Consider the following 26,607-nt stretch of genomic DNA (forward strand, 5'->3'; position numbering starts at 1 on the left):
CTGGTGGTTTTTTATTGCCTAAATCATGATGAAGTGTAAAATTTTTCTGAAAATATAAATCAAAAAATATTCAAATATAGACTGTTCCAAAAACTTGCCTTTAGGAACACAAACCCCTTACACTGTAAACATAAGGGTTAAATTGTATTCAATACTATGTATTCATAATTAATTTTAAAAATTAATACCTGATCGATAATTTAAGGAGGATATTTTAATGGCAATTTATGGTTACGCACGTGTCAGCACCAGAGACCAGTCCACTGATATGCAGGTCACTCGTTTGCTGGAATCTGGAATTCCAAAAGAAAGAATTTTTACTGAAAATATATCCGGTGCAACAGAAGACAGACCAGAGTTAAACAAATTATTAAATCTGTTGCACAAGGGGGATGTTGTGACTGTCTGGAAAGTGGACAGGCTTGGGAGAAGAACAGCCCATCTTGCACGATTGCTGGAAGAGTTTAACGAAAAAGGGATTACAGTCAGGAGTCTGACAGAAGGGGTTGATACGTCAGACAGGTCAAGCCGTGTCAGTTATCTGCTGATGTCTGTCATTGCTCAAAATGAGCGTGAAACCATTAATGAGCGCATCAGGTGTGGCATAGACCATGCCCAGAAATATGGGACAAAATCAGGTCGCCCCATAGGAAGACCCAAAGTTAGTTCTGTTAAAGTTCAACATGCTCTTGAGCTTCTGGCATCAGGAAAAAGTTACAGACATGCGTGTTCCATTGCTGGTGTGTCTTTAGCCACATTGGTCAGACGTGTTCAGGCCATGCAACAGCAAAACCAGTTTACACGCCAGAGCAGTATTTTTGACACCATCAGGCAGGATGCTATTTAAGGAAGACCCCATTCCTGTCTGCCAGATGGTCAAGGAAAATGGGGTATTTCACCTTATCCAGAAAAGCCTGTGCTTCCCCTCTGGAAAGGTTGGAACCATATCCAGCCCCAACAGAATCCGTTTCATGTCCAAAAATTTTATTGATGATTTCCATGTTCAGGTCAGAGGTTCTTAAAGCCTGCCTGAAGGTATGACGGAAGGAATAAGCCACAAGGCTTTTGTCTGTCAGTCCAATATCTTCAAGGTAACGATTGATACGCTTTGACCATGATTCAGGCTTGATAACCTCCCCTCTGCGTGACTGCATTAATCCCAGACCAGCCTGGGCCTGTTTCTGGACATAATGAAGAAAGCCAATTTTTCGCAGTTCTGGCAGGATGGGAATCAGACGGGGACTGTTTCCTGTTTTTGTTCCTGTCTGGCGTAAATCCAGACAGGGAATTCCTTCCAGGTCATAGAGTTTGGCAGGAACGTCAGAAATTTCCCCAATTCTGGCACCAGTCAGGGCAAGAATGCAGATAAACCAGAAGTCAGTCAGACGTTTTGTCTGGTGGCCGGGTCTGCTTTTGAAGTGCTTGCTATGGTAGCCGGAAAACAGGGGGCTGTTGAAAATCTGTTTCAGTTCATCATTGGTGAACGCCCTGCGAACTTCTTCCTGTCTGGTCAGTTTCTCTTTCTGGGTCTTGGCTCTGGCTTTGACATCTGCAAAGCCTTTATCCTCAATCAGACCTGACTGGACGCACCATTTCAGAAAAAATTTTACTTCCCCAAGGTGCCTGACAATCGTGCCATGACCCAATGTTCCCCCACGTAAGGAAGGCTTGTTTTTCAGCCAGTCCGCATAGGCTTTAATGTCCTGTTTGGTCAGGAGGTTCAGGGCTTTATTGCCAACAATTTCCTGAAACTGTGTGAAGGTAATGCGGTAGCTGACACGTGTTTTTTCTGTCTGCCCCGGATTATCGTCATGGAAACGTTCAATCAGGTTTGTCCATGGTTCAGAGCATTCTGTGCTTGCTGATGGAGTAGGGAGGATAGAGGGAGCAGGAGGAGCCTGTGTTGTCAGTCCACCAAGGGAAATGGCTTTTTCCATCCCTTCCAGCATTCCCTGTTGTTTGGCCTGTTTCCACATATCTGCAAGGGTTGCTGTCATATCAGCACTCTCGCGGGCATCCTGTGCTTCCTGTGTCTTGCGTTGCATGACAACGTTGAGCCAGTCGGAGAAATGTTTTTTGACGTTCTCTGGCATGGCTTCGATTTCTGAAGCGTGTTCATGCACAAAGGCTTTCATCTCATCAACAGGGATTTCCCTGTTGAAATAGGCTTGAAGCTTTTCTGCCAGTCTTTGTCTGAGTTCCATCCAGATACCATTGAACGCTGAAGCCAGTCCGAGAGCTTTTGCCCTTGCGACTGTTCTATCACTGGTTTTGAGGGAACGAACAATATGCTGACCAGCGACAGGGGAAAGGTCAGCAGGAACACGCAGTCTGAGATACCAGGTATGGTGTCGTCTAACCATATATGGAGTAGGCAAAGTTGGCGTCCCTTATGTAACACAGACATGTTACACAGTGAGGGAAGACAAGTATGATTTTTGTTGAAAAATCAATGCCTTTTAGACGTATGGTGTCCCGTACGGGATTCGAACCCGTGTTGCCGCCGTGAAAGGGCAGTGTCCTAGGCCTCTAGACGAACGGGACAGAGGCAATGACCAGTCTCCTACTGTAAAATTCTCTCCGACACAAGCTTAATTACTGAATGTGGAAGCCAACAGGTATCCGGCCCGTGACCACAGCCGATTCAGGGGGAGTGCAATGGAGATTTTTAACGGTCTGCAACGCCTGATCATCCAGATCATCATACCCCGTGCTTTGCACCAGCCTTGCGGCAATTACCTGTCCCTTGACGTTGATACTGACTTCGGCCACGGCCTCACCCTCTTCATGCAAATGGCGTGCAGATACGGGGTAGTGTGATTCGGGGGCAGAGCAGGAGAGCTGAAAGCCCCCTTTCTGCCCCGCAGCAGCAGCGCTGGGAGGTGCCACGGCGTGCCCACCTGTTGCAGCCATATCCGTTTTTGCATGGGTATGAGCCGTTGTAGTACCTTCCCCCGTATGCGCTGCCTCCGGTGGCACTTTGGTGGTGGCATGTACACTTTTGTCGTGTTGCATAGCCGGAGCGGGCTGAACCAGTTTTTTGGGCACGGCAGATGCCGGGGGAAGATGTTCGGCTTCAGCCCTGGCAGAAGGCGGCAGAACCACTGCCTCGTTCTGAGTAAGGGATTGCGGATCCATATCCGGCATATCTTCCATGGCCGGAGCGGGCTGGGCCTGAAGTTTGGGGGCTGTTTGCCCCGCCTGCGCCTGTTCAGCTTCAGGCAATGGTGCCTTGGGCGCTTCAAACAGCATGGAAACCGCAGCGGGCTGCTGCGTGCCGGTCTGGGGGGAGACTGTCATGATCAGCCACACGGTCATGGCAACATGCGCCAGAACCGCCACGGCAAAAGCCACCAGCCAGACAAACCTGTGCTCGTCAGACAGCCCAATAGCCAGCCCGCGCTGCCTGCGCGCTCCAACAGAACACTCCACAGGCGCGCATGGCACGGCCTTGTGGTCAGGCTCAACCTGTTGCTGTCTGTCTGTATGCCATTTGCTCACGGTGCTGCCTCCGCCCTGAATTATGGCATAGCCCTGTTTGATTTGACAGGGTGGTTCATAAAAGCGCAAACATGGCACAACCATGGCAAAGTGCCTGTGTACTTCTGACTGTTGAAAAGCTTCTGATCCGCCCTATGTTCCGTCGCAACCCCATTATTCGCGCGCTGCTGTTATGGCCGCTGGTCATGGTTACGCTGGCGGGTCTTGTTGGGCTTATGGCACTCCAGTCGCTTTCCCTGCCAGAAGAACTCCCCCGTGCAACGCTTATCCGGCTGACAGGCATAGATATTGCCCCGCACGCGGCACAACCGCACAGTGCGCAGGCACACTGCGCCCCCATGCCCGGGGGCAGCATGCACCACATGCACTGCATGGCCAGTGCGCAAAAAAACCAGCAGCAGCATCCCGCCCATCATCATGATGAGGCAAGCTGCCCGCTTTGCCCATTACTGGCATTTTTTGCGGCACTGCCTGCTGTTTTCCTGCTTCTGCCAGCCCCTGCCCTGCGCTGGATCCGCCGTGGCAGTGCGGCCTCCGCCCCACGGGCACCACCCGCCTGCATTCTGGGCCTGCCCCCCTCCCGCGGACCACCCCTTACCCTGCTTCAGGCTTTCTGAAACCTCGCTCCCCGCTTTGGTGCATCCGTGCGCTTGCGCCCATGTGCTCTTGACCGGGGACTTTACTCAGTATGCTTTGAACAGGGTTTTTTCTGTTTATGTCCTATCCATTTTTTGCCCGCAGCCAGCGTAACTGGCTGTGGCTTATGGCTGCGTGTGCACTCCCCTGCGCCGCAAGCCCCGGCCTGGCCGCAACTGTTGTGACCCTCCCACGGGTGGATATTTCCACCGCGCAGGAAGATGCCGCTCTGGCCGATAGCCTTTTAAGTGCGTCACAGGTTGATAAAAGCTCGGCTCGCATGTCGCGCCTTTCCAGCCCGGATGCGGCATCGCTCTTCCGTAACCAGCCGGGTTTCAGCAGTTACGGCGGGGGGCGTCTGGCCAACCTGCCCGTGCTCAACGGCATGGCGGATGACCGGGTTGCAACCGTGGTGGATGGTGTGCGCATCAACCCCGCCTGCCCTAACCACATGAACCCTGCACTCTCTTACATCGACCCTGACAGTGTGGAGACCGCAACCGCCATTGCAGGGCTGACATCGGTCAGCAATGGGGGGGACAGTCTGGGTGGCACCATTGATGTGGAACGCGCAGACCCCCGCTTTGCCCGCCACGGCAAAATCCTGTTTACCGGGCGCGCACGCGGCACCTACCGCAGCAATGGTGGCGGCTATTCCGCCGCAGGCAGTATGACCGTTGCGAACGACACCTTCAGCCTGCGCTACAATGCCTCTTACGACCAGTCGGAGGACTACAGCGGCGGGGGCGGCATAGGTAAAGTCGGATCGACCGAATACGTGCGCTACACGCATGACGTAACGCTTGGCATACATAAGAAAAACCATCTGCTGGTGCTGACCTTTGGCCAGCAGGACGCCCCGCGGGAAGGGTTTGCCAACCAGTACATGGACATGACCAACAACCGCTCCACCTACGTAAACGGCAAATATGTGGGGGACTTCAACTGGGGTACGCTGGAAGCCCGTGGCCACTGGCAGCGCGTCACCCACGCCATGAACATGCTGGATGACAAGGGTGGGCACTCCACCACAAAAGGCATGCCCATGAATGATGACCAGCGCTCGGCTGGTTATTCCATAAAGGCTACAATTCCGCTGGCCCGCCAGCATACACTCCGCCTTGGCAGCTCATTCGACCATGAAGGCCTGCGGGACTGGTGGCCCCCCCTTGTTGGCAGCATGATGATGGGGCCCAACACCTTCAACAACATTAATAACGGCCATAGAGACCGGCTGGGCCACTTTGCGGAATGGGAGGCCCAGTGGACACCCCGCGTTTCCACCCTGCTTGGCATGCGCAATGACCTGGTCATGATGAACACGGGCAATGTTTCGCCCTATTCCTGGACCGGCATGATGAGTGCTGCGGACATAAAAGCCGCCGACAACTTCAACCGCATTAACCACGGGCGCTCGGACGTAAACTTTGACGTCACCGCCCTGACCCGCTGGAAAGCGACAGACAGCCTGACCATAGAAGCAGGCTATGCCCGCAAATCCCGCGCGCCCAACCTGTACGAGCGCTATGCATGGGGGCAGGGAGGCATGTCCTCCAAAATGATCGGCTGGTTTGGTGATGGCAACGGCTACGTTGGCAACCCGAACCTGAAGTCCGAAATCGGGAACACGGCCAGCGTAACATTCGACTGGCATGACCCCACCTCCGCCCAGAGGTGGGAGCTGAAGGTGCAGCCCTATTACACCTATGTGCACAACTACATTAACGTCAATTTTGTCAAAAACCTGAGCGCCAACAGTAACCAGTATATTTTTGAAAACCATAATGCCCAGATGTACGGCATTAACACCTCCGGCCATTATACGGTGTGGAATACAAACCGTTACGGCAAAGGGGAAATAACCGGCGTACTCAACTGGGTCCGTGGGCAGGACAAGGTCACCCATACCGGCCTGTACCAGCAAATGCCCCTGAACGGTACACTCGGCCTGAACGAAACCGTAGGCCCGTGGACAGGCCGGGCAGAAATGAACTTTGTCAAAGCCAAGGATACAGTGGACTCACTGCGTAACGAGCCACGCACCCCCGGCTATGCGCTGCTGAACCTGAACGGCAGCTACAACTGGAAAATGATGACCCTGACAGCAGGGATCGATAACGTGCTGAATCAGGCTTACTACATGCCTCTTGGCGGTATTCTGACATACGACTTAAAGCGCGATGGCACACGCATGCCCATGCCGGGTATGGGTCGTTCGTTCAACGTCAGTCTTTCTGCCACTTTCTGATTTTTTGGGCCGCCTTTTACATACAAAAATGCCGTGCGCTCCACCAGCGCACGGCATTTTTTAAACCTGATGATAAAACCAAATGCTTTTAGTAAGCAGATGGCCGATGCAGGCTGGAAACCAGTTTGATGATCGTGTGCGCCCGCAGAGCAGCAGGGCCACCCTCCGTGCCGTAGCCGGAATCCTTGATGCCGCCAAACGGCACTTCCGGAACGCCAATACCGTGGTGGTTAATAGCCACCATACCAGCTTCCAGTTTTTCACCCAGCAGGCGTTCTGTCCGCTCACAGCCGGTGTACACATATGCTGCCAGACCGTAAGGCAGACGGTTGGCTTCCTTTATGGCGTCTGCGAGTTCGGAAAACTCATCCATAATGGCAATCGGGCCAAACGGTTCTTCCTGCATGACCCGCATATCCAGTGTGGGCTTGAGCACCAGCGTCGGGGGGAAGAAAAAGCCTTTGTTAGGCAGTGCGGTATCAGGCTGCCACAGCTCTGCCCCTTTGGCGCGGGCATCATCCACCAGTTCGGTCAATGCCTTGACGCGCCGTTCGTTAATAACGGGGCCCATTGTCACGCCTGCGTCCAGCCCACGGCCAATTTTGAGCGCGCTCATCTGGGCCTTGAACTTTTCAATAAACGCGGCGGCAATGTCCTTGTGCAGCAAAAAGCGGGTGGGGGCGATGCACACCTGCCCGGCATTGCGGAACTTGGCAGCAGCCACACGCTCGGCCGCCTGATCCAGATCCGCATCCCGGCAGACAATCACCGGACCATGACCACCCAGTTCCATGGTCACCGGCTTCATCTGCCCACCAGCCAGTGCGGCCAGATGCTTGCCCACGGGGGTAGAACCGGTAAAGGAAATCTTGCGCACCACCGGATGGGCGATCAGATACTCCGAAATTTCCGCTGGCGTGCCATAAACCAAAGACACAGCCCCTGCGGGAATACCCGCATCACAAAAACAGCGGATCAGCTCGGCCGGAGAGGCGGGGGTATCCTCCGGAGCTTTAACAATAACACCACACCCGGCCCCAAGTGCTGCCCCCAGCTTGCGGGCAATCTGGTTGATGGGGAAGTTCCACGGCGTAAAGGCAGCGACCACACCAATGGGGCGGTGCAGCACACGCTGTTCAACATCTGGCACGCGCGCGGGCACCAGCTCGTCGTTCAGGCGGCGGCCTTCTTCACCAAAATATTCGATCACACCAGCGGCGGCATTAATTTCGATCACGGCCTGAGCCAGAGGCTTGCCCTGTTCGCGGCTCATAATCCGGCCAATGGTATCTGCACGCTCACGCAGCAGGTCGGCAGCCTTGCGCATGATCGCATAGCGGTCCCATGCGCTCAGGTTGCGCCATGCGTCATAACCCACAGCGGCACCGGCCACCGTTTTATCCAGATCGGCAACAGAGGCATGGGCAACCTTGCCAATAAGCTCGCCACTGGCAGGGTCCAGAATGGGGAGTGTACGGCCATCAGCCGCATCCTGCCACTGTCCTGCGATCAGAAGCTGGGTGTTGATTGGTGTCTCTGACATATGCATCTCTCAGCCAAAATGAACGGGTATGGTGATAACCCGGTTATGCCCACACAAGCGTCAGCCACTCACCATCTTCCGCCCGAGTGCGCAAGAGGTCTGGCTGCATTTTACGCCCTGCGCTGGCACGCCCGCAAAAAAGCCTGGGCCATAATGGCAGACCACGCGCCACCGGGCAAAGGGCGTTTTACCCTCCACCTGCCACCGGCCCCTTACCGTAACTTAGGCAGAAGCACCTTCGTTCTTGAGCACCATGGGCAACCCTGCCGCCACAAACACCACCTTGCCCACACAGGCTGCCAGACGCTGGTGCAAAAGCCCGGCCTCATCCCGGAAGCGCCGCCCCAGCGGGCTTTGGGGCACAATACCCAGCCCGACCTCGTTCCCCACCATAACCGTCGGAGCGGTGCGTGCGTGCAAACTGGCAAGCAGGGCGGTGGTGGGGCCTTCCACCTCCCTTTCGTCGAGCAAAAGATTGGTCAGCCACAAGGTCAGGCAGTCCAGCAAAACCGGGGTGCTGGCGTGTTGCTGGAGCACATCGGCCACATTCAGGGCTTCTTCCACCGTCTGCCAGCCTGCACTGGCGCGCTCGCGCTTATGCCGGGCAATGCGGTCATGCATTTCATCATCAAACGCGCGGCCCGTGGCCAGATATATTCTTGGGCCGGGCAGAGCTGTTATGGCGTTTTCGGCAAAGCGGCTTTTGCCTGATCTTGCGCCACCCAGCACAAGCAGGCTACCTGCGGCACCTCCCTTGTGGAGATCGAGCCTTACACTGTGCATATGCGCGCCTGCCCCTGTTTCCATTTGCGTGAACCTCCATAACAGCACACAATTACCACCATGCCCTCTTCTTCCACCTCTCCCCAGCCCGGCCCGTTTTCCTCCATGCTTGCACTAGAGGCCCTGTGCGCGGATCTGCCCCCACCCAACCTGCAGGCACAGCAGACCATAGCGCAAAGGGAGGCGGAGCTGACCAAACCACCCGGCAGCCTTGGCCATCTGGAGGAGATGACACGCTGGCTAGGCGGATGGCAACACAGCGCGCCCCCCCGGCTGGAACACGTGCAGGTGCTCATTTTTGCAGGTAATCATGGTGTTATGGCGCACCATGTCTCGCCCTGGCCTGTGGAAGTCACGGCCCAGATGGTGCAGAACTTTGAGCAGGGAGGGGCCGCCATTAACCAGCTTGCCCGCGTGGCACAGGCGGAACTGGCGGTAGTCGCACTTAACAACTTGGTTCCCACCGCGGATTTTACCACCAGCCCGGCCATGACGGAGCAGGATTTTCTGGCTGCCGTGCAGGTCGGTTTTAACGCTGTGCCCCGGACATGCGACCTGCTCTGTCTGGGCGAAATGGGCATAGGCAACACAACCGCTGCCTCTGCCCTGTGCGCCGCCCTGACCCGCCAGAGCGGTGCAGACTGGGCTGGTCAGGGCACCGGGTTGGACGCCGCAGGCACGGCACATAAAGCCGGGGTTATAGACACAGCACTCCAGCACCATGCCGCTCATCTGGCACACCCGCTGGAAGTGGCACGCCGTCTGGGCGGGTACGAACTGGCCGCAACACTGGGGGCTACCCTTGCTGCCCGGCTGATGCGTATTCCCGTCATACTCGATGGGTTTGTCTGCACCGCAGCGGTTGCGCCTCTGGCACACCTGCGCCCCAATGCGCTGGACCATACCGCCCTCTCCCACTGCCCGACCGAAACAGGCCATACCGCCCAACTGGCCCGACACCTGCATATGCGGCCCATTTTGAGCGGGCTTGGCCTGCGCCTTGGCGAGGGCTCTGGTGCCGCACTGGCTATTCCCATCCTGCGGGCGGCGGTTGCGTGCCATACAGGCATGGCAACCTTTGCCCAAGCTGCTGTTTCTGAAAAAGCATGACATCCGCCCAGCCCGGCCACTGGCTGGACAGGCGCAGGCTCGACCTTGCATGTGGCCTGAGCCTGCTGACACGCCTGCCCTCCATCTGGCTGGCCCCACCTGCGGACAGAGACAGCACCCAACCCTGGCCACTGGCCAGATCAATCTGGTGTTGGCCGGTTATTGCCACCCTGATCGGGGCATTAACCGGCAGTGTGCTCGCTGCACTCCGTATGGCGCATGTGCCCCCCCTTGCCGCCGCCGGTCTGGCCCTTGCCTGCCAGAGCATCCTGACAGGCGGCCTGCATGAAGATGGACTGGCAGACATGGCCGATGGTTGTGGTGGCAGCACACCAGAGCGCAGGCTGGCCATCATGCGGGACAGCCATGTAGGTAGTTACGGCGTTATGGCCCTTGGACTAAGCCTGCTTGTACGTGCGGCCGCTCTGGCGGCACTCCCCATATGGGCGAGCATTGGGGTATGCGCCACAACCGCCTGCCTTGCCAGAATGGCCATGCTGCTGGTGCCAGCCCTTGTGCCCCCGGCCCGCGCCAACGGGCTGGCGCGCATGCTCTCCCCCCTTCCCTTTCCTTCCCTGTGGGGAGCGGTTTTTGTGGCGGTGGGGGTCATGGCCTGCCTGAGCGTTCTGGCATATGGCCACGCAGGGCTGAGCCTGTGGGTCTTTCTGGCACTTATGGCAGCCCCTGCGGGCATCGGCTGCGCCACGGCAGCACTTGTTGCATCATGCGCCAGACGTCTGCTTGGTGGTTTTACGGGGGATGTACTGGGGTGCTGCGCAGTGGTGGCGGAATGCCTGCTGCTGAGCTTTTACGCGGCATTAGCCTAAGCCCTGCCGCATACAAGCACCCGCATTTGCGTGCCGCCCTGTTAAAGCGGCACGCAAGGGGCCTTATCAGGCTTTGGGGGCGTCTTCTTCTTCGTCTTCGTCCCAGTCTTCATCGTCTGCTTCAAAGACCAGTTCTACCGTAATGGTCGCGTCGTCCCCTTCCTGCAGGGCCTTGGCGTCTGCTTCGGCTTCTTCCACCTTTTCGTAGAGCTTGCCTTCGTTGGGGTCTTCCTGCCACTCGTTCCGTGGCTCCCAGAAGGACAGTTCACCCTCTGCATCTTCACGCTGGATGAGGTAGCCTACGATCACTTCGTCTTGGTCTTGCATGGCGGTATCCTTTTCTGCCTGTTTCCTTCTATGAACCATGCCGCAAAAAAGGGAAGAGGAAAGCGTGACAAACAGTTTGATGAAAATATGACAAGGCAGGTTTTTGCAGCCATAAGGCCCTAAAATCCGCCATTCCACGCCCCGTTCATCTCTTTTTTACGCCTCCTGCCGGCCCACCTGCCATGCCTTGAGCGCACATGCGAGCCGGGTCCATTCTGCCTCGTTGGCGGGCAGGCCAATCCGCAGGCTATGGGAGCACCCGGCAAAGCGGCGGGTTACAATGCCGTGGCGGCACAGATGCACCCACAACCCATAGGCATGGGGGGTATCAACCAGCGTGAACAGCGTCGCCTGCCCCCGCCATGCAAGGCCTGCGCCATGCAGCATCTCTACCAGCCTTGCATGGTCCAGACGGGCTTTTTGCGCCGCCTGCTGCACCCAGTGCGTATCGGCCAGTGCCTGCGTGCCCGCGGCAAGGGCGACTGCCCCAACCGGCCATGACCCCAGCAGGGACCGCGCCTTTTGTGCCAGTGCCGGAGCCGCCAGCAAAAAGCCCAGCCGCACACCCGGCAGGCCGTAGCTCTTGCCAAACGAACGCAGTACCACAAGTGCCGGGTGCGGCAGCAGGGAAGCCACGCTATGGGTGGCAAAATCCCCGAAGGCCTCATCCACCACAAGCCAGCTCCCCGCCTTTGCGCACTGTTCCGCCAAAGTGGCAAGGTCCTGCATGTCCAGCAGGCGGCCATCGGGGTTATTGGGGTTACAGATCACACAGGCCGTTCCCGCCTGTTGTGCGGCCTTGCGGACCTGCTGCACGTGCTCCACGCCGCTCCATGGCACACCATTGTGCTCCCACGCCTGCCCGTGGCCAGAATAGGTTGGCCCCAGCACACAGGCCCTCCGTGCCCCCAGCAACCGGGGCAGCAGGGCTATAAGGCTCTGGCTGCCCGCCCCGGTTACCACCATGTCGGGCGATGGCACGCCATAGGCACGGGCGGCAACCTGTTGCAAAGCCTGCTCTTCCCCTTCTTCGGGCAGGCGTTGCAGGGTTTTCGGGTCTGGCCAGACCAGCGGGTATGCAACGGGGTTAATCCCTGTGGAGAGGTCTATAAAAGGCTCCGGCGCACCCACAAAATGCCGCATGACAGCCTGCACCTGCCCGCCATGGCTGGGCACCGGCAATTCTGCTGCACCTGTTGTGGAGGACAAACCGTTAGGCGGTGCTGCATGGTGCATGGTAGCGTCCGTAATCTTTTGTGCCAGCCTAGTGTTCATACCCGCCCCCATGCTGTTCTTCCCCCTCTCCATCACCCTGCCAGTGGCAGCCCTTGCCGCTGGCATGGAAGCCGCCTGGGGTTACCCCGCCCCCCTGCTGAACATAATCGGCCACCCCGTTATGTGGATTGGCGCGCTGATCGACCGGCTCGAACATGTGCTGAACAGGATGGACACATCCGAGCGCACACGGCGGTTACTGGGGTTTGTGGCACTGGCCCTGATCATTGCCATACCCGTTACCCTTACAGCCGGCCTGCTTGGGGTGGGTTATACCCTTTTGCCTGCCCCTGTCATGTTGCTTGTGCAGGCAGGGCTGGCCAGCACGCTTGTGGCACAGCGCTCGCTATGGGTGCATGTGCAGGCTGTGGGCACAGCCCTGCGCCACAATGGCCTGTCTGCTGGCCGCAAAGCCGTAAGCATGATTGTAGGGCGAGACACCAGCGCACTGGATGAAGCCGCAGTTGTGCGCGCGGCATTGGAAAGTCTGGCCGAAAACTTTTCAGACGGGATTGTGGCGCCATTGTTCTGGACCGCCCTGTTTGGCCTGCCGGGGGCGGTTTTTTACAAATGTGTCAACACAGCCGATAGCATGATTGGCCATCTTAACCCCCGTTACAGAGCCTTTGGCATGGCTGCGGCCAAACTGGATGACCTGATCAACCTGCCAGCGTCCCGCTTGGCTGCGCTGTGCCTGATGCTGGCCGCCCCACGGCAGCAATGGCCCCATATCTGGCGGACCATAAAACGCGATGCGCCCCGCCACCGCTCCCCCAATGCAGGCTGGCCGGAAGCCGCCATGGCCGCAGCCCTGAACACCCTGCTGGCAGGCCCGCGCTCCTATGGCGGCAAAATGACCAAAGACCCATGGATTGGCAGCGGCACGTCCGGGGCCGGTGTGGCTGATCTGGAGCGTGGGCTGCGCCTGTACCGGCGTGCATGCGGCGTGCTTATTGCCGGGTTGCTGTGCGCTGCACTTGGCGGCATGATAGGGGCATGAATGCACCCTCCTTTTCCCCCGCTTTTGCAGCCGAACTTGAGCAGCTTTTTATATGGCGGAGGGATGTGCGCCATTTCCGGACAGACCCGCTCCCCGACCGTACCCTAACACACCTGCTGGAAACCGCCTGCCTGGCTCCCTCCGTGGGGCTGAGCGAGCCGTGGCGCTTTGTAAAAGTGGATAGCCCGACCCGCCGCCATGCGATCCGTGAGAACTTTGCGCACAGCAATGCGCGTGAACTGGCCGGACGAGGCGGGGACGACGCCCAGCATTACGCATCGCTCAAACTGGCCGGGCTGGACGATGCCCCCCACCATATTGCCGTTTTTTGCGAAACCAACCCCGCGCAAGGCCGCGGGCTAGGCCGGGGTACCATGCCCCAGACCACCACATGGTCCGCCGTTATGGCCATCCATACCTTTTGGCTTGCAGCAACCGCACAGGGCATTGGTGTTGGCTGGGTTTCCATTCTGGACCCAAAAGAGGCCAACAGGGTGCTGGGCATTAACCCGGAATGGCAGTTTCTGGCCTATCTGTGCGTTGGCTATCCGCTGGAACCTGCCAGCTCACCCGAGCTGGAACGCCGTGGCTGGGAACAGCGCAACCCCGCACGCCGCAAATGGATTGCCCGCTAGCCCGTACCGTGCGGGGCATACACCCCTTTACCATCACGCAGCGTAAACCGGCAGACTGGCCAGTGCCAGAAGAGCGTCTATATCCATATGCCGTTCCAGATGGTCAGCCAGATGGTCCAGTGCGGCATCCACCACACCATCATGCGTGTCCGGCAGGGTCTGCCCGGCCTGCGCCCATATGCCCTCTGGTGCAAACGCAGCACCTGCAGCACGTTCAAGCAAGGCCAGCCGGGCCGCACGGTGTGTAAACACGCCATGCAGGTATGTGCCCCAGACCCGGCCATTCCCCGACACGCACCCTTCGGCCTGCCCGTTCAACCACAGGAGAGGGGTAAAGCCCTCCGGCCTGTGGGTGTGCCCCAGATGCATTTCGTACCCTGCAACGGGCTGACCGCCCTGAGCCAGAAAACCCTTGCCATATTCAAGTTTTTTATCATCCCCCAGAACGGTGTGGATGGTTAACAGCCCTAGCCCCTGCGCCGTGCAGGGCGGGCCTTCCGTGCCGTGCGGGTCGGCAACGCTATGGCCCAGCATCTGGTAGCCACCGCAAATACCCATAACCACACCGCCTTTTTGCGCATGCTCTACAATACGCCCGGCCCAGCCACGCGCGCGCAGGCACGCCAGATCCGCCAGAGTAGCTTTGGAACCGGGCAGCAAAATAACATCGGCCTGCGGCAGGGCCTCCCCTTCCATAACAGGAATAACCTCGACCCCCGGTTCGGCACAGAGCGGGTCCAGATCATCAAAATTTGCAATCATAGGTAATATGGGCACAACCACGCGCAAGCGGGGTTCTGGTTGCGTATCCCCCACTCGGCCCTGCAACCGCCTTGCCCGCAGGGTATCCATAAGGTCGGCGGCATCCTCGGCGGGCAGGTCGTGTACATCAGGCAGGTAAGGCACCAACCCAAGCGCCTGCCAGCCGGTTTTTTGGGCAACAAACTGCATACCATCGGCAAACAGGGTCGGGTCCCCACGCATGCGGTTGACCACAAACCCCTTGATCCGCTCTGCATCTTCTGGCTGCAACACAACCTGTGTACCCACAAGGCTGGCAATCACGCCACCTCGGTCAATATCCCCTACCAGCACAACAGGTGCCTGCACGGCACGGGCAAAGCCCATATTGGCAATATCATGCCGCCGCAGATTAACTTCAGAGGCAGATCCCGCTCCCTCCACCAGAACAATATCCGCACTGGCCGCCAGATTTTTAAAACTTTGCAGAACCTGCGGCATAAGCTGCTCTTTACGGCTCTGGTAATGCCGGGCCTCCACCGTATCCACCCGCTGGCCACGCACAACAAGCTGAGACCCGGTCTCGCCCTGTGGTTTTAGCAAAACCGGGTTCATGTCCGCCATGGGCGGCACACCACAGGCTCGGGCCTGTAGGGCCTGTGCCCGCCCGATTTCTCCACCATCCAGCGTAACGGCGGCATTGTTGGACATGTTCTGTGGCTTAAAGGGCAATACCCGCAGCCCCCGCCGCACCAGAGCCCGCGCCAGCCCTGCAACCAGTGTGGATTTGCCAACGCTTGAGCCTGTGCCTTGCACCATAAGAACGCGAGCGCTCAAAACTCCACGCCTTCCTGCGCCTTGATCCCGGCCTTGAAGTGGTGCTTGACCAATGTCATTTCCGTGACCAGATCAGCCGCGTCCAGCATGGACTGTCTGGCGTTACGGCCCGTTACCACAACATGCTGGCTTTGTGGCCGGGCGTTAATATCCGTCAGAACCCGCTCTATATCCAGATATTCGTAGCGCAGGGCTACATTCAGTTCATCCAGCACCACAAGGGCAACATCCGGCCGGGCCAGTGCCTGCACCGCCACGGCCCATGCGCGTTCGCACGCTGCCACATCCCGCGCGCGGTCCTGTGTTTCCCACGTAAACCCTTCGCCCATGCTGTGCCATTCCACCAGATCGCCAAAGCGTTCGAGTGCCCGGCGCTCACCCGTATGCCATGCGCCTTTGATAAACTGCACCACCACCACGCGCCGGTCATAGCCCAGCATGCGCAATGCAAGCCCAAAGGCTGCCGTGGACTTGCCTTTGCCCGGCCCTGTATTAACCAGCAGCAGACCTTTTTCCCCGGTTTTGCTGGCGACCTCCTTATCCTGCACAGCCTTGCGTTTGCGCATTTTTTCCTTATGGCGTTCGGCGTCGTGCTCTGGCGTATTGTGCTGCTCGTTACTCATGGTTTTGGTATTCTCTGTCTATCCAATGCGTGTGTACGGTCGGCTCACCCAACAGGGTGCAGGGCCGGGCGGGTAGCGGCCTGCTCCACCATAAACAGCCGGGCAAAACCCTGCGGCATGGAAGGGGCCAGCAGTTCCGGCTGCTCCCCCGCCGCCAGTGCGCTGAGAATACGCAACGGCCCGCCGTGTGAAAGCACACACGCGGCCTCCCCCTTACGGTGCATATCCTGCCAGAAGTCGGTAATGCGGTGGCAGAGCGCCAGACCGCTCTCCCCCTCCGGCGGGGCAAAGCTGGATGGATCCCTAGCCCATTCATCCAGTTGCCTGCGCTCGATATCCTGCCAGCGCAGCCCTTCCCAGCGGCCAAAGTCCAGTTCGGCCAGCCTTGGGTCCACCCGCAGTTCCATACCGGTTGCCAATGCCAGACGTTGCGCCATGTCCCGGCAGCGCTGTGCTGGCGAGCTATACAGCACACGGCAGACCGCCCCCTTGGCCAGAACAGAAAGCCCGGACACGATTTTTTCCCATCCCGGACGCAACGCCACATCCTGCCTGCCGTAACAGACACCTTCGGGCAGCAGCACGGGAGCATGCCTTACCAGCAATACAGGAAAAGACTGCATGGCCTGTCTCCTCTTTTCATCTCTGTCCGTTGTTCACACCGACCAGACGGGCCAGACAAACCGGCCCCGACCTGCCCCAGACACTTTGCCGACAAGCCGGGCACACCACCACCCCCTTAATTCAGGCGCAAGACATGGTGATCGGCTCGGGCACACTGGCCAGCACATGGAAAAAGGAGCCAGACACAAACCCACGCTGGCCACCACACACCCCCAGTTCCTCACCTATGCCAGAGCGCAGGCTGGCCAGTGGGGCATCCTGCCCCCCCTCCAGCACGGTGGCATAATGGAACTCATGCCCGCGCAAACGCGCCCCACGCGCACCCAGAACACCATCGGCTACAAGAGTGGCCTCACGGTAGCCCAGATTCAACTTGCGTCGCGCAAAAGACGTGCTGTGGCCAAGCAAACCTGCCATGCCATGCCGCACGCCCTGTGCATCTTCCAGCCCCTGCCCCAGCACCATAAAGCCCCCACATTCGCCGTGCACAGGCCGTGTGCGGGCAAAATGCGCCAACCCGGTTCGGAAGGTGGCAGCCCCCGCCAGCACGCCTGCATGGAGTTCGGGGTAACCACCGGGGAGCCAGCAGGCTGTGCAGGATGGGTCCGGGGCTTCATCCGCCAGAGGGGAAAACGGCACCAGCTCCGCCCCGGCCTGCCGCCAGAACAGGGCCAGATGCCCATACAGGAAGGAAAAAGCCGCATCATCCGCCACGGCAATCCGCTGCCCCGGTGGCGGTAACACGCCGGTCTGGGATAGTTCTTCCCCCACTCCCCTCTGCAAAGGCCGGGCAGCAGCCAGAATACCATCCAGATCCAGCTCACGCTCGGCCTTGTCTGCCAGATCAGCCAGCCAGCCAGCGAGGTTCCCGTGCTCACGCGCCTGCACAAGCCCCAGATGCCGCTCTGGCAGGGTTTGCCCCATCTGCCGCATCAATGCGCCATACACGGGTAGCTGCGCGGCCTGCACGGCCTCGCGCCCCAGCCGCTCATGCCGGGGGGAGGCCACGCGGTTGAGCACAACCCCGCTCACCTGCACATGGGGGGACCACTGCGCAAACCCCCTGGCGATTGGCCCCACAGACTGCCCCTGCCCCGACATGTCGAGCACAAGCAGAACCGGAATACCAAAATGCGCAGCAATATCGGACGGCGCTCCCCGCTGCCCGTCGGGCAGGGATAAGCCATCAAACAGCCCCATGGCCGATTCCACGACCAGAATATCCACATCCTGACAAGCGGCCTGCATAACACGGCCCAGCAGGGCATCGGGCATGCACCAGCTATCCAGATTAAGGCCCGGACGGCCCGTAATGGCGGCATGAAAAGCCGGGTCTATATAATCTGGCCCGGTTTTGACCGCGCCAACCCGCAAACCCCGCCTGCCAAACGCTGCCAGCAGGGCCAGTGTAAGCGTTGTCTTGCCCCCGCCAGACCGTGGAGCAGCGACCATAATGGCCCGTGTTGTCATGCGTTATTCACCCTCATCCAGCACACAGGCCACGCTGTTACCGCGTGGGTGCCACAGACCACGCTGCATGGCCTCCTTAAAGCGCTGGCGCATGGCCTCCCTTGCCGCAGGGTTGGCCTGGCGCAAAAAATCATCACATTCCGCATTCCCCAGTGTTGCGGCAAACACCAGATCAAACTGCGGGTCAAAGCGCTGGGGCATGGTGGCGGCAAAACCGTGCAGCGCGTCCAGCCCGCGCGCCAGTTCGGCAGCACCGGCATATCCGTGCTGCTGCATGCCTTTTATCCATTGCGGGTTGGCCAGACGGCCCCGCACAATGCGGGCGACCTCATCTGCTGTGCCGCGCAGGCGGGGGGATTGTGGGCGGGAGGTATCTCCATGCAGAACCGCAGGTGCGCCCCCCGCCATGTGACTGGCGGCGGCCAGCCCCCCTTCATGCGCAGCAATATCGGGGCTTTCCAGCAAGTCGGTTTCGGCATTGTCCTGCACATGCAGGACAGTTTCCGCCCGCCCCAGCAGGGTGGACAGGGCAGCCTGATCGCGCGTGCCATCCCGCCCGCCACCATACATCCACGAGGAACCTTCCAGCCATGCGGCCCCCAGTTCTTCACGGTTATGCCATGTGCCGTGGAGCAGATGGTCCTCCACCCCGGTACCGTAACTTCCTGTGGCGGCACCAAAAATACGTGCGGTTGCCCGTTTGCGGGCCTCCCCTTCCAACCCACGGGCCTGTGCTGCAAGGGGGTTCCAGTCATCAGGTTCACGCCGAGCGGCAACTGCGCTGACCGCCTGATCGAACAGGGCAATCTGCTCGCCAAAGGCATCCCGGAACAGGCCGGAAATACGGAGCGTGACATCCACCCTAGGCCGGTCCAGCACGGGGAGGGGAATAACCTCAAACCCGCACACATGGCCCGTGCTGGCAGTGCGCTGCACCTCCACACCCATAAGACGCAGGGCCAGAGCCAGATCCTCCCCCCCCGTGCGCAGGCTGGCTGAACCCCACATATCCATAACAAGTCTGGTCAGGGGTTCGCCGTGTTCCTGCAGATGGCGGGTCAGCAGGACCTGCTCCATCCGGGTCGCCAGCACCACGGCAGACGGCGTTGGCAGGGCGCGCGGGTCCACGGTAAAAAGGTTGCGCCCGGTTGGCAGCACGTCAATACGCCCACGCGTGGGGGCACCGGCTGGCCCAGCCGCTACCGGCTGCCCTGCCAGAGCTGCCAGCAGGGCGTGCATTTCCGCCGTGCCGCACTGCTTTATGCGTTGCGTAACATCGGCCTCAAATGCCTGGTCCCCCTGCCGGGCACAGGCCTGTGCAATGGTTTGCACAAGAGCCGTGCAGCGCGGTGCTGTTTTACCAAAAACATGCAGCCCGTCACGGATTTGCAGATCCTTGACATCGCACAGATACGCATCCAGCCGTGCCAGTGCTTCTGTCTCATCCAGCTCTCCGGGCCTGACACCACTTTCGGCCAGAACACCCGTGCGGGTTGCACGCTCCAGAATATCCGCCCGCAGCAGGGCACCACGGCGGGGGTCCAGCCCATCGGCCTCTGCGTATTCATCAATCAGGCGTTCGAGTTCCTGCATTTCACCCGACAGGCTGGCCTGCATGACCGGGGGCGTCATATGCCCGATGGTTACAGCACCCAGACGCCTGCGAGCAGCAGCGGCCTCCCCCGGATTATTGACAATAAAGGGGTAAATGACCGGCATATCCCCCGTAAGCACCGCAGGCGCACAGAGCGGGGAAAGAGCCGTTGCCTTGCCCGGCAGCCATTCCAGCGTGCCGTGTGTGCCCAGATGCACCAGTGCATCCAGTTTTTGGCTGTGGCGGAGCCAGAGGTAAAACGCCACATAGGCATGGCACGGCGGCTGGTCCGGGTCGTGATAAGTGGCTTTACGCTCTGCGGTTTTCCCTCGGTCGGGCTGCACGGCAAGGGTTATGGCACCCAAAGCCACATAACGCAGGTGGAATGCGCCATCCCTTACCGCTGCATCCTGCTCTGGCGGGCCCCATGCGTCCGCAATGGTGGCCATAAAGTCCGGCGGCAGTTCCGCGCTTAAAGCTTTATAATCTGCCAGAGATAAAACGGCCTGCGGGGGGGATTGAGCCATAAGGCGGGCCAGTTCCTGCGCGGCTGGCACCGGCGGCTCCCCCACCCGGTACCCCTGCTGCTGCATATGCTCCATAATGTTGTGCAGACTGGCAAAACCATCCAGACCAACGGCATGAGCCACATGCGCGCTGCCCTGCTCCAACCCTGCGCCGGGGTAGTCCGAGAGTACAATACCAACCCGTTTTTGCTCTACAGGCGTATGCCGCAACCGCGCCCATGCCATGGCCCGCGCCGCCACCATGGCAATGCCGGCATCATACGCCACGCGCTGGGCAGGCAGGCCCGGAGCCGCCTCCTGACGGAAGGAAATGGGAAATGTGGCGATTGTTCCATCAAGTTCTGGCAGAACAACCTGCATGGCAAGGTCCGAGCGCCCCAGCCCGCGTGCGCTTTTAGCCCACAAGGCCTGCGTGCAGCCCGGCTGGAGCACCTGCAAAACAGGCGCACACGCCGCATCCAGCGGGGAACTCCCCAGCCTCCCACGAGCGGAAAAACAGGTGGCATTCAACACCACATCGGGCTTTGTGCGGCGCAAATACTCAGCAACACCCTGCGCAACGCCGTGGTCCTTGAGGGATGTCACAAACAGCACCGCCACGGTGCAGCCCTGCCCGGCCAGCACCGTGGCCAGCCGTTCCACTCCCGCCATGTCCGATGCCTGAAGGTGCGCTCGGTAAAAAACCAGCACGGCCGAACAGACCGCCTGCTCACCGGCTGCCGGATACGTACGGTAAACACCCCATGTGGGCAGAGGCTCGGGCTGTGTGCCGTCATCCTCCCCATATCCGGCAAGGGCTGACATAAGCCGCAGGGCCGCGGCCATGTTATCCGGCCCACCTTGGGCAAAAAAGCCGTTCAGGCGTTGCCATTGGGCGGCCTGTACACAGTAGGACAGTTCGGCCAGACGGGTATCTTCCACCGTATTGCCTGCTGGCTGCCCAGCCCCACCGCACCCAGTATGACCGGGCAGAAACACAACGGGCACAGCCTGCTCGCGCGCCCACGCGGCCAGCTCCTCCACCCCGTAACGCCAGTAATCCAGCCCACCCAGCAGACGCACCACCACGCATCTGGCACCCTGCAGGGTACTTTCCACATACAGGTCGATCGACATGGGGTGCCGCAGGCGGGCCAGACTTGTCACCTGAACGGATGGTAAGCGGGCATGCACCTGCGCGCGCATCTGCTGTGCCGCGTGGCGCAGCCCCAGCAGATCGCTCTCTGTAAAGGATAGAACAACAATATCCGCACCGGGCAGGCCCAGGTCTTCGGCTGTATCCTGTTCATCCAGTGTCCGGTTTTCGCGGACCAGAAGGTGCATGCCCGTAAACTCCCTTACGCGGCCAGATGGCCCGCAAGAGCGGTGGCAATGGCCGTGGCGTCCAGCCCTTTCTGGCCAATGACCACAATACGGCCCGTACGATCCTCCCCAACACCGAGGGGACGGTCGAATTCATGCCGGAAGCGGCTGCCCACCCCCTGCACGGCCAGACGCATGGGTTTGCCTGCAACGCTTGCAAAGCCTTTCATGCGCAGCACGTCAAAGCTGCGGGCCGTGTTTTGCAAGGTGGTCAGGAACTCATCCACACTGTGCTGTTCTGGCACGGCTACCACAAAGCTTTCAAAATCATCATGTTCGTGCTCGCCATCTTCCGCATCGTGGTGGGATGGGCGGGCGGCAAGGTCGCTCTCGGCCGCAGCGCCAATACCCAGCAGCACGGCGGGGTCCACCTTGCCTTCCGTTGCCCGCACAATCTGCACAGGGCGGGGGGCATGGTCCCGAATATGCTGCTCCACTGCTGCCAGTTGGGCTGCATCCAGCAGGTCGGTCTTGTTCAGCACTACCAGATCGGCAGCGTTGATCTGGTCTTCAAACACCTCGGCCAGCGGGTTGTCATGGTCCAGCGAGGGGTCTTCGGCCCGCTGTGCTTCCACGGCCTGCGGATCATCCGCAAAGCGTCCGGCGGCTACAGCAGGGGCATCCACCACGGCCACAACGCCATCTACCGTCATGCGGTTACGCACCGTGGGCCAGCCAAACGCCTTGAGCAGGGGCTTGGGCAGAGCCAGCCCTGATGTTTCAATCACCACATGTTCGGGTGGGTCGGCCCGGTCCAGCAGGGCTTCCATGGTGGGCAGGAAGTCATCCGCGACAGTGCAGCACAAGCAGCCATTGGTCAGTTCGACAATGTCTTCCTCGCGGCAGCCTTCCACCCCGCAGCCGCGCAGGATTTCGCCATCAATACCGAGCGAGCCGAATTCGTTCACCACCACGGCAATACGGTGCCCCTGCGCCCGGCTGAGCAGGTGCCGCAGCAAGGTGGTTTTACCAGCGCCCAAAAAACCGGTGATAATGGTTACGGGCACGCGTGTCTTGGCAGCAGTCATGGTTCTTCCTGTTCGTTATAAAGCGTTGCGGGCACACGCCCCAGCACCATATCGGCCAGCGTTGCAGGGCGGCGCGATGGCATGACAGTCCCTTTGGCCGATGCCGCATACAGGCGGGCATAAGCCAGAATATCCTCAGCCTTTTCTGGCCCAAGGTGGCCCAGCAGCCATGTCCAGCGCTCGGGCATGGCTATGGCCGCGGTACACCCCCGGTCACACGCGGCCAGACAGGCCACCGGACGCAGCGTGGCGGAAGGGGCTACCCCGGCCAGATGCTCCGCATCCAGCAGAACCTGCAGGCGCTCGAGCAGTTGTTCACCCGGCGGGCAATCCATGGCAGGCCCCCCCCGCCTGCACGTAACGCAGACATGCAGCACGGGTGGCCCCGCCTGTGCTGAATGAGCAGAAGAGGATGGCAAAGAGTGTTCGGCGGTCATGCGTCTTTCCAACAGGCCGTTTTTCCACAACGTGGGGTTGTGGCAGGCATGGGGCAGTAACAACCAGCCCTCTGCCACGCATATGGCAAAGAAAACGCACCACCGGGTGCATCCGTGCCTGCCGGGCACCCCGCCAGCAAACAACGCCAGAACGCAACCATTCCCACAGGAACGGCCTTACAGACTTGTGATGGCAGGTCTCCTGGCTTGTACCCTGCCTGCACCAGCCATGAACTGACGCAAAGCACTGTTCCGCTGCCTTCCCGAGTCCTGAAAGAACCAGTGGCAACCCCGAACACGGCCGGGGCGGAACATGATGGGTACTTACAGTTGCGGGGGCAGCAACGGCCTTGCACCGGTCTTCCCTTTTCACCCCCGGTCAGGGGCACCATCAAGTGCGGGCATGATGTGCACAAAAGCCCTGCCGATTCAAGGCATGTCGCGCTGTGGCCAAGCATAGCTGCACGGCACGAACAGGCCGTTAAGGACCACCCAGTACCGTAGAGTGCGGAACATGATTGACCCACAAGGTGGGCTGGCCTAGTTTGCCTATATACTTTTTATCTCAACTATAATGACACTAAGTTAATGGACCGCATGACTGAGCAGCGCCACATGCCAGCACTGGACGAAACGTATTTTCCCGGCATGGCGCTGACCTTCCGGGTCATGCGGTTGGCAACGCTCTGGCGCACGCAACTGGACCGGGCTTTGCGCCCGCATGGTATGTCCCTTGCTGTCATGCGGCCCATGGCCTACCTGCGCATGTTGCCTGAAGGGGCGACCCAGCGTGACCTGGCCCAGACCATGAACATAGACTGCTCTGCACTGGTGCGCGTGCTTGACCTGCTGGAAAAACAAAAGCTGGTCACCCGTAAACCCGATGCGCAGGACCGCCGCGCAAAACGCCTGTTTTTGACAGATGCCGGGCGGGAACAATGCAGACTGTTCCATACGATTGCCGCTGAACTCGAGCAGACCATACGGCACTCGCTCCCTCCGGCTCAGGCCGATAGCCTGACGCAGACCCTCTCCTCCTTGCTCGAAGCGCACCATGCCCACACGCTCTGACCTGCTCACACTGCCCGGTTCGCTCATGCACTGGGCCAACCAGCGTTTTGCCCCCGCAGTTTTTGCCGATGATGCCCGCTGGAACGGCTTTACCGCCACAGCGGGCTATACCATGCGTGTGTTCCTTTCCATTGGCATTGCGCTTTTTCTGGCCTTTGTTTTTCAGCTCCAGTCCCCACTCAGTGCGGCCACAACGGTGCTGATTGTCTCCAACCCCACGGTTGGGGCCATGGTTTCCAAAAGTGTGTGGCGTCTTATTGGTACCCTGATTGGGGCCGCGATCAGCGTGGGGGTTATGGCTGTTTTTGTGCAGTCCCCCGTTCTCTACTTTGCGGTCCTGTCCGTTTTTGTCGGCCTTGCCTGTATGGTCGCCACGTTTTTGCGGTTTTTTCGTGCGTATGCGGCGGTGCTGACCGGCTATACGATTGTAATTATTGCAGCCCCTGCCTTTGCCAACCCCGATGGCATTTTTCTATCCGCCATGAGCCGCCTTTCTGTTGTGGCAACGGGCATTGTGGTTACGGCCTGCGTGTTCATGGTCACATCCGTGCGCAAACCCAGCACCGTGCTGCACAAGCTTGGTCAGGCGTTCCGGGAAACTGTTCTGCACGCCAGAACATTTCATAAAGCTGAAAGTGAACGCACAACCCCCGAAGCGCTTGATGCCTCCGTAACCAGCACGCTGGAAAAACAGGAACAGAAAACCCAGAGCACCAACGCAGCTTTTCGTGGGTTCAGCCAACCGATTTATGACAGCCGCAGCAAACTGCTGGCCAACATGACCGGCCTGACCCCCGCCATAGAATTTGCCGCAGCCGATGACCCGGATATGCAAAACCGCGTGCGCAACCTGCGCCTGTGCTTAAGCCGCCTGACGGGGTTGATTGTCAGCTACCACCCATACTGGTTGACCTTTTCTGCCGGGGTGGAAGAAACCCGCGCCGTACACCTGCTGGTTGCCCAGACACTGGGCCGGATTCTGGAACTGACGGAAAACCCCGACTGGCTGACAAACCCCGCCCCGCTCTCCACCTGCCTGCATGACGCCCTGAAAACACTGGAACAGCTTGCCCGCCAGACCACCAGCACCACCACCCTGGCCGCACTGGACAACACGCGGGACGCACTGGTGCAGATGGACCTTGCCCTGCATGACCTGACCAGCCTGCGCCCCGACCGCACACAGGCCAACATCCAGCCTTATCTGGAATGGCCAACAGCCCTGCGCAACGGCGTGCGCGGGAGTTTTATTGCCCTGCTGGCGGGCATGTTGTGGTATGTTCTGCACTGGAGTTCTGGCCCGCTGCTGATCATATACACCGTTGCGGCATCCAGCCTTTTGTCCACCACGCCCTCAGCAGCCAAGGCCAGCCCCATGATGGCGGCAGGCACTTTTCTGGCCATACCCATGGGGTTTTTGTGCCACACGCTGGCCCTGCCACGCATAGATGGTTACCCCCTGCTCTGGCTTAGTCTCTGCCTGTTCCTGCTGCCGGGCGTGTGGTTGCAGTTCCACCCGCGTTACAGCATTGGCGCGTTTGGGTATGCCGTGTTTTTTACCATGATGCTCTCGGTCAATAACCCGATTGTGTATGACGACCTGACCCTGACCAACAACTGGATGAGCATGGTGGCAGCATGCGCCCTGCTGGCCATTGTTTTCAGGGTTATTCTGCCGGCCGACCACAGGCTGGATGCCGCACGGCTGGTAACGTCCCTGACGCGCAGTATTCAAAAACTGGCGCGTACCCCTTATGGCCGCACCGAACCATGGGTGGCGTGGGAAGGGCTGCAACTGCAAAAAATCTCACGCCTGATGATGCGCCTTTCCTTTATTACCACCAATCTGGACCGGCAGGGTTATACGGATGCGGCCTTTGCTTCACTCTCTCTTGGCAGACTGATTGTGCGGCTCAAATGGAACGCGGCCCACGCAACGCTGGACCCGCAGGCACAAACCGCTCTGACAAACGCGTTTAACGCCTTTGCCCAACTGCGCCATAACCCGGCAGAAACAGCCAGTGCACTCAAACAGGCGGCTATGGCCATTCGCACCATTCCAACGCAGGAGGCCGGACTATCCCTAACCCGTGACCGAACCCTGTCCTGTCTGGAGCAGGCAGCCAATATCATTCTCTCCGTGCCCGGTTTTTTCCATGACCACGGCCCCATCCAGCAGGCAGAAGACCTGACGCGACCTGCCATTCCCGTTTCTGTCCACCCGGCTGCGCGCTAGCTTTTTACTACGGACCTGCCGGGGTAATACCCCCAATACTGTAAAAAACAAATTTTAGAGAGCAACGAACTTTATAGTTTGTTTTAATAAATTAGTTTTTACGCTGTTAATATATTTTTTATGGGAACTTAACCTAACAACACCTCTTATAACCGAGCCATTACATTAATCT

The 26,607-nt window shown here is 59.2% G+C and carries 22 protein-coding genes, 1 tRNA gene and 1 riboswitch; of the genes, 9 read left to right on the top strand and 14 right to left on the bottom strand.

From position 1 onward, the window contains the following. Window positions 1–217 precede the first annotated feature (217 nt). Window positions 218–847 carry a recombinase family protein gene (locus LKE65_RS00850; protein ID WP_278740047.1) on the top strand — a complete coding sequence of 210 codons (630 nt, stop codon included), beginning with the start codon at window positions 218–220 and terminating at the stop codon, window positions 845–847. Here the strand turns inward: LKE65_RS00850 and LKE65_RS00855 are convergent. The 3 genes from LKE65_RS00855 to LKE65_RS00865 all read right to left on the bottom strand — a co-directional run bounded on the left by LKE65_RS00855 (window position 840) and on the right by LKE65_RS00865 (window position 3,501). Next, entirely contained in the window at window positions 840–2,363 is a 1,524-nt protein-coding gene (locus LKE65_RS00855) for a DUF6538 domain-containing protein (protein WP_278740048.1), read from the bottom strand. The genes LKE65_RS00850 and LKE65_RS00855 overlap by 8 nt on opposite strands. Window positions 2,364–2,468: 105 nt before the next feature. Beyond that, window positions 2,469–2,544: transfer RNA gene (locus tag LKE65_RS00860), tRNA-Glu, on the bottom strand. A 51-nt stretch (window positions 2,545–2,595) separates the two neighbouring features. Further along, window positions 2,596–3,501, bottom strand: coding sequence for an energy transducer TonB (locus LKE65_RS00865; protein WP_278740049.1), 906 nt, complete (start codon window positions 3,499–3,501; stop codon window positions 2,596–2,598). Window positions 3,502–3,572: 71 nt separating this feature from the next. Between LKE65_RS00865 and LKE65_RS00870 the strand changes: the two genes are divergently transcribed. Further along, a complete protein-coding gene (locus tag LKE65_RS00870; protein ID WP_278740050.1) occupies window positions 3,573–4,118 on the top strand; it encodes a DUF2946 domain-containing protein in 546 nt (181 codons plus the stop codon). Between the two features lie 98 nt (window positions 4,119–4,216). After that, entirely contained in the window at window positions 4,217–6,385 is a 2,169-nt protein-coding gene (locus LKE65_RS00875) for a TonB-dependent receptor (RefSeq protein WP_408744017.1), read from the top strand. A gap of 88 nt (window positions 6,386–6,473) precedes the next feature. Here LKE65_RS00875 and LKE65_RS00880 read toward each other — a convergent pair whose 3' ends face one another. Further along, complete coding sequence (locus LKE65_RS00880; RefSeq protein ID WP_278740051.1) at window positions 6,474–7,928, bottom strand: NAD-dependent succinate-semialdehyde dehydrogenase; 1,455 nt, start codon at window positions 7,926–7,928, stop codon at window positions 6,474–6,476. Window positions 7,929–8,150: 222 nt separating this feature from the next. Further along, complete coding sequence (gene cobU / locus LKE65_RS00885) at window positions 8,151–8,711, bottom strand: bifunctional adenosylcobinamide kinase/adenosylcobinamide-phosphate guanylyltransferase (protein ID WP_278741718.1); 561 nt, start codon at window positions 8,709–8,711, stop codon at window positions 8,151–8,153. A 60-nt stretch (window positions 8,712–8,771) separates the two neighbouring features. Here cobU and cobT point away from each other — a divergent pair, with 60 nt between their 5' ends. Next, window positions 8,772–9,821 carry a nicotinate-nucleotide--dimethylbenzimidazole phosphoribosyltransferase gene (gene cobT, locus LKE65_RS00890; RefSeq protein WP_278740052.1) on the top strand — a complete coding sequence of 350 codons (1,050 nt, stop codon included), beginning with the start codon at window positions 8,772–8,774 and terminating at the stop codon, window positions 9,819–9,821. After that, entirely contained in the window at window positions 9,818–10,648 is an 831-nt protein-coding gene (locus LKE65_RS00895; protein ID WP_278740053.1) for an adenosylcobinamide-GDP ribazoletransferase, read from the top strand. The genes cobT and LKE65_RS00895 overlap by 4 nt, the downstream gene beginning before the upstream one ends. 66 nt (window positions 10,649–10,714) lie before the next feature. Here the strand turns inward: LKE65_RS00895 and LKE65_RS00900 are convergent, their stop codons facing one another. Beyond that, the gene (locus tag LKE65_RS00900; protein WP_086646250.1) at window positions 10,715–10,975 is read right to left on the bottom strand and encodes a hypothetical protein; all 261 of its coding nucleotides are present in this window, start codon (window positions 10,973–10,975) and stop codon (window positions 10,715–10,717) included. A gap of 156 nt (window positions 10,976–11,131) precedes the next feature. Beyond that, a complete protein-coding gene (gene cobD / locus LKE65_RS00905; RefSeq protein ID WP_278740054.1) occupies window positions 11,132–12,211 on the bottom strand; it encodes a threonine-phosphate decarboxylase CobD in 1,080 nt (359 codons plus the stop codon). Window positions 12,212–12,260: 49 nt separating this feature from the next. Between cobD and cbiB the strand changes: the two genes are divergently transcribed. Continuing rightward, window positions 12,261–13,250, top strand: a complete 990-nt coding sequence (gene cbiB, locus LKE65_RS00910) for an adenosylcobinamide-phosphate synthase CbiB (protein ID WP_278741719.1) — start codon at window positions 12,261–12,263, stop codon at window positions 13,248–13,250. After that, complete coding sequence (gene bluB, locus LKE65_RS00915; RefSeq protein ID WP_278740056.1) at window positions 13,247–13,885, top strand: 5,6-dimethylbenzimidazole synthase; 639 nt, start codon at window positions 13,247–13,249, stop codon at window positions 13,883–13,885. Before cbiB ends, bluB begins: the two co-directional genes overlap by 4 nt. A 33-nt stretch (window positions 13,886–13,918) precedes the next feature. Here bluB and LKE65_RS00920 read toward each other — a convergent pair whose 3' ends face one another. The 7 genes from LKE65_RS00920 to LKE65_RS00950 all read right to left on the bottom strand — a co-directional run bounded on the left by LKE65_RS00920 (window position 13,919) and on the right by LKE65_RS00950 (window position 23,128). Continuing rightward, window positions 13,919–15,445 carry a cobyric acid synthase gene (locus LKE65_RS00920; protein ID WP_278741720.1) on the bottom strand — a complete coding sequence of 509 codons (1,527 nt, stop codon included), beginning with the start codon at window positions 15,443–15,445 and terminating at the stop codon, window positions 13,919–13,921. A 14-nt stretch (window positions 15,446–15,459) separates the two neighbouring features. Beyond that, window positions 15,460–16,086: a cob(I)yrinic acid a,c-diamide adenosyltransferase gene (cobO, locus tag LKE65_RS00925; protein WP_278740057.1), complete on the bottom strand. Its 627-nt coding sequence runs from the start codon at window positions 16,084–16,086 to the stop codon at window positions 15,460–15,462. A gap of 44 nt (window positions 16,087–16,130) precedes the next feature. Continuing rightward, a complete protein-coding gene (locus tag LKE65_RS00930; protein ID WP_086646197.1) occupies window positions 16,131–16,709 on the bottom strand; it encodes a histidine phosphatase family protein in 579 nt (192 codons plus the stop codon). Between the two features lie 121 nt (window positions 16,710–16,830). Beyond that, on the bottom strand, window positions 16,831–18,180 hold the full coding sequence (locus LKE65_RS00935) for a cobyrinate a,c-diamide synthase (RefSeq protein ID WP_278740059.1): 1,350 nt from the start codon (window positions 18,178–18,180) through the stop codon (window positions 16,831–16,833). 3 nt (window positions 18,181–18,183) lie between these two features. Continuing rightward, window positions 18,184–21,624, bottom strand: a complete 3,441-nt coding sequence (gene cobN, locus LKE65_RS00940) for a cobaltochelatase subunit CobN (RefSeq protein WP_278740061.1) — start codon at window positions 21,622–21,624, stop codon at window positions 18,184–18,186. Window positions 21,625–21,638: 14 nt separating this feature from the next. Continuing rightward, window positions 21,639–22,691 carry a cobalamin biosynthesis protein CobW gene (cobW, locus tag LKE65_RS00945; protein WP_086646200.1) on the bottom strand — a complete coding sequence of 351 codons (1,053 nt, stop codon included), beginning with the start codon at window positions 22,689–22,691 and terminating at the stop codon, window positions 21,639–21,641. Next, window positions 22,688–23,128, bottom strand: coding sequence for a DUF1636 domain-containing protein (locus LKE65_RS00950; RefSeq protein WP_278740063.1), 441 nt, complete (start codon window positions 23,126–23,128; stop codon window positions 22,688–22,690). Before LKE65_RS00950 ends, cobW begins: the two co-directional genes overlap by 4 nt. Window positions 23,129–23,303: 175 nt before the next feature. Then, window positions 23,304–23,536: riboswitch (cobalamin riboswitch) on the bottom strand. Window positions 23,537–23,716: 180 nt separating this feature from the next. On the opposite strand from LKE65_RS00950, the gene LKE65_RS00955 reads away from it, so the two are divergent. Both LKE65_RS00955 and LKE65_RS00960 read left to right on the top strand, forming a co-directional pair. Next, the gene (locus LKE65_RS00955; protein ID WP_341461176.1) at window positions 23,717–24,199 is read left to right on the top strand and encodes a MarR family winged helix-turn-helix transcriptional regulator; all 483 of its coding nucleotides are present in this window, start codon (window positions 23,717–23,719) and stop codon (window positions 24,197–24,199) included. A gap of 25 nt (window positions 24,200–24,224) precedes the next feature. After that, complete coding sequence (locus tag LKE65_RS00960) at window positions 24,225–26,435, top strand: FUSC family protein (protein ID WP_341461203.1); 2,211 nt, start codon at window positions 24,225–24,227, stop codon at window positions 26,433–26,435. The last annotated feature ends 172 nt before the right edge of the window (window positions 26,436–26,607 follow it).

It is taken from the genome of Acetobacter fabarum (assembly GCF_022483405.1).
GTDB classification, from domain to species: domain Bacteria; phylum Pseudomonadota; class Alphaproteobacteria; order Acetobacterales; family Acetobacteraceae; genus Acetobacter; species Acetobacter fabarum.

What these genes read in the sequence shown, in the direction of transcription:
- LKE65_RS00850 (WP_278740047.1), top strand. Translation starts at nt 218, where the DNA reads ATGGCAATTTATGGTTACGCACGTGTCAGCACCAGAGACCAGTCCACT.
- LKE65_RS00855 (WP_278740048.1), bottom strand. Translation starts at nt 2,363, where the DNA reads ATGGTTAGACGACACCATACCTGGTATCTCAGACTGCGTGTTCCTGCT.
- LKE65_RS00870 (WP_278740050.1), top strand. Translation starts at nt 3,573, where the DNA reads ATGGCACAACCATGGCAAAGTGCCTGTGTACTTCTGACTGTTGAAAAG.
- LKE65_RS00875 (WP_408744017.1), top strand. Translation starts at nt 4,217, where the DNA reads ATGTCCTATCCATTTTTTGCCCGCAGCCAGCGTAACTGGCTGTGGCTT.
- LKE65_RS00880 (WP_278740051.1), bottom strand. Translation starts at nt 7,928, where the DNA reads ATGTCAGAGACACCAATCAACACCCAGCTTCTGATCGCAGGACAGTGG.
- cobU (WP_278741718.1), bottom strand. Translation starts at nt 8,711, where the DNA reads ATGCACAGTGTAAGGCTCGATCTCCACAAGGGAGGTGCCGCAGGTAGC.
- cobT (WP_278740052.1), top strand. Translation starts at nt 8,772, where the DNA reads ATGCCCTCTTCTTCCACCTCTCCCCAGCCCGGCCCGTTTTCCTCCATG.
- LKE65_RS00895 (WP_278740053.1), top strand. Translation starts at nt 9,818, where the DNA reads ATGACATCCGCCCAGCCCGGCCACTGGCTGGACAGGCGCAGGCTCGAC.
- LKE65_RS00900 (WP_086646250.1), bottom strand. Translation starts at nt 10,975, where the DNA reads ATGCAAGACCAAGACGAAGTGATCGTAGGCTACCTCATCCAGCGTGAA.
- cobD (WP_278740054.1), bottom strand. Translation starts at nt 12,211, where the DNA reads ATGCACCATGCAGCACCGCCTAACGGTTTGTCCTCCACAACAGGTGCA.
- cbiB (WP_278741719.1), top strand. Translation starts at nt 12,261, where the DNA reads ATGCTGTTCTTCCCCCTCTCCATCACCCTGCCAGTGGCAGCCCTTGCC.
- bluB (WP_278740056.1), top strand. Translation starts at nt 13,247, where the DNA reads ATGAATGCACCCTCCTTTTCCCCCGCTTTTGCAGCCGAACTTGAGCAG.
- LKE65_RS00920 (WP_278741720.1), bottom strand. Translation starts at nt 15,445, where the DNA reads ATGGTGCAAGGCACAGGCTCAAGCGTTGGCAAATCCACACTGGTTGCA.
- cobO (WP_278740057.1), bottom strand. Translation starts at nt 16,086, where the DNA reads ATGAGTAACGAGCAGCACAATACGCCAGAGCACGACGCCGAACGCCAT.
- LKE65_RS00930 (WP_086646197.1), bottom strand. Translation starts at nt 16,709, where the DNA reads ATGCAGTCTTTTCCTGTATTGCTGGTAAGGCATGCTCCCGTGCTGCTG.
- LKE65_RS00935 (WP_278740059.1), bottom strand. Translation starts at nt 18,180, where the DNA reads ATGACAACACGGGCCATTATGGTCGCTGCTCCACGGTCTGGCGGGGGC.
- cobN (WP_278740061.1), bottom strand. Translation starts at nt 21,624, where the DNA reads ATGCACCTTCTGGTCCGCGAAAACCGGACACTGGATGAACAGGATACA.
- cobW (WP_086646200.1), bottom strand. Translation starts at nt 22,691, where the DNA reads ATGACTGCTGCCAAGACACGCGTGCCCGTAACCATTATCACCGGTTTT.
- LKE65_RS00950 (WP_278740063.1), bottom strand. Translation starts at nt 23,128, where the DNA reads ATGACCGCCGAACACTCTTTGCCATCCTCTTCTGCTCATTCAGCACAG.
- LKE65_RS00955 (WP_341461176.1), top strand. Translation starts at nt 23,717, where the DNA reads ATGGACCGCATGACTGAGCAGCGCCACATGCCAGCACTGGACGAAACG.
- LKE65_RS00960 (WP_341461203.1), top strand. Translation starts at nt 24,225, where the DNA reads ATGCACTGGGCCAACCAGCGTTTTGCCCCCGCAGTTTTTGCCGATGAT.